Source organism: Allomuricauda sp. CP2A, from assembly GCF_001683915.1.
Taxonomy (GTDB): domain Bacteria; phylum Bacteroidota; class Bacteroidia; order Flavobacteriales; family Flavobacteriaceae; genus Flagellimonas.
In genome coordinates, this window is sequence record NZ_LXTT01000152.1 from 1 (window position 1) to 2141 (window position 2141).

General features: G+C 35.4%; 1 pseudogene. It reads right to left on the reverse strand.

Annotated features, from left to right (window positions below):
• Positions 1 to 283: 283 nt before the first annotated feature.
• Positions 284 to 1461 (reverse strand): annotated as a pseudogene (locus A7D14_RS20585) (type I restriction-modification enzyme R subunit C-terminal domain-containing protein); the annotation flags it as partial.
• Between the last annotated feature and the right edge of the window lie 680 nt (positions 1462 to 2141).

Sequence of the window (2141 nt, forward strand, 5' to 3'; positions counted from 1 at the left end):
GTCAAAAGTTACCTATTCGGTTACCTAATTTTGAAATATCGATGTAACTTGTTGATTATAAGTGGTGTGCAATTACCTACTTGGTCCTGCCACCCCGACTTGAAAATCAAAGGGTTACAACTTTTTTAAGTTGTAGCCTTTTTTATTTGCATACAAAAATTGATTTTCGAAAACCTTCAGAAAACTGGTGAATTTTAAGTTTGTTTTTGTTATAAACCTTAAGGTTTAAACTGAGGGAAGTAGTTTATTGAGCCGTAATGTGGTTTCTTTCTAGGCTTAATTTTTACATAACTCTTTCTTGATATAAATGTTCTTGAAATCCGATAAAGGTTTCTCTAATCGACTTTATATCTCCTAATTCTCGTTTTGCGTCTGCTATAGCTTTGTATTTCAATTCCAATAAGTCAGGAAGTTTTGAATCGTCCAATTCGTTAACGCCTTCTTTTACATATTGTTCCAATACAAAATTTAAGAACTCTTGTTGTTTTTGGTTATAGTCGTTCAACTGGATTTTTGCTCTACCTGCACGTTCTAATCTCGGAACAAGGTCTTTGTGATAGGCAACGTAACTCAATACATCAAAAAGGTCGCTGTCTTCTCCGTGTATTAAGTTTCTCAAATCTTCCAATTGCGAATTTGTATATCCTTTTTCGCTTAATTCTGTCAGTAGTTTTTTTCTTGTACTTGGTAGACTCCAAATCTTGCGTAGTTCACTTTCGCTTTTAAAGAATTCAGGTAAGTCACCAAACAATTGTTCAATAAACTCTTGTGCTGAAATCGGTTTTCCTGTTGGACTCCAAAAAGACGTTTTGACCATAGAATCAATTTCTCGGACTTTGTTGTCCGACAATTTCACCTTTATTATTTGTCTTGGAGGTGTTTCACAAACGCAAGGTATGTTTCCACATTCAGGACAAGGTTCTGGTTCAGGTCGTTCACAAATGCATGGCCTTTCTCCACAAATGTTGCAAGGTCTTAGTGTTCCGCACCTGTTGGTGGTTCTGGTTCTAATGGTTCTCCATCCCATTCAGGGTCTTGGAAGTGGTTATGAGCATTTACAAAATCGAAAAATGTGAAATAGTCCTTGCCGTCAAAAAGACGAGTTCCTCTACCAACGATTTGTTTAAACTCAACCATTGAGTTTACAGGTCGCATTAAAACAATGTTTCTGATTTCGGGAGCATCAACTCCTGTACTTAACTTTTGTGAAGTGGTTAGAATGGTTGGAATACTCTTTTCGTTGTCTTGGAAGTCTCTTAAATGCTGTTCTCCAATTTTTCCATCATCTGCTGTAACTCTATGGCAGTAGTTTGTATTTCTGTTTGTTGCGTATTGATTAATTAAATCACGAACAGCTGCTGCATGAATTTGAGTAGCACAGAAAACCAATGTTTTCTGATTTTGATTTATCAAATCCATAAAGAGTTTTACTCTGTATTCTTCTCTTGCTTTTATCTCAAGGCGATCAATTATGGTTTCTTAGCTATAACAAATCAAATCCCCAATGGGTATGTGGCCCAGGTTCGAATAAGGGGGACCGCCATAACCCACTATTTTACGGAGTTTGTTTGTATCCATTTGAAATCCATGCTGGTTTCCAATTCAAAACGAGTCTTGAAAAAGATTGGGATTCCAATGTAATGATAGTGTGCAGTGGGATTGTTGACAGTACTGAACAACCAACAGTTACTGAAGGAAATCACAAAGGCTATGGTATTCATATGAATGTTTCATTTTATATGGCAGACTTGCCCTTGCCACAGCTATTAACTCTTCCAAGTGTAGTGGCAATAGAAACCGTTTCCCATACCTAGCTTTTTTGTCACAGATTTATAAACGAGTCTTTTGTAAGAAGGCGGTTGATGATATGTACATATAGTGGTATGGACTATAGGTAGATAAATATCCGATTTTCAAGTTCCTCGAGGGATAAACAAGAAGTTGCTAGAATCAGGTAAAACAAAAAGTATGGATTCTTTTTATTGTTCAAAATCAAAATCAATAGGGATTAAACTAGTATAGAATTTCTATTTATTCGGTTATAAAATCATTGAAACCTAAATTATCAAATGTGGATTAATAAGGAGTAGTATTTTGAATCCCAATATTTTATACTCATTGACAAGTAAAATATATGATTG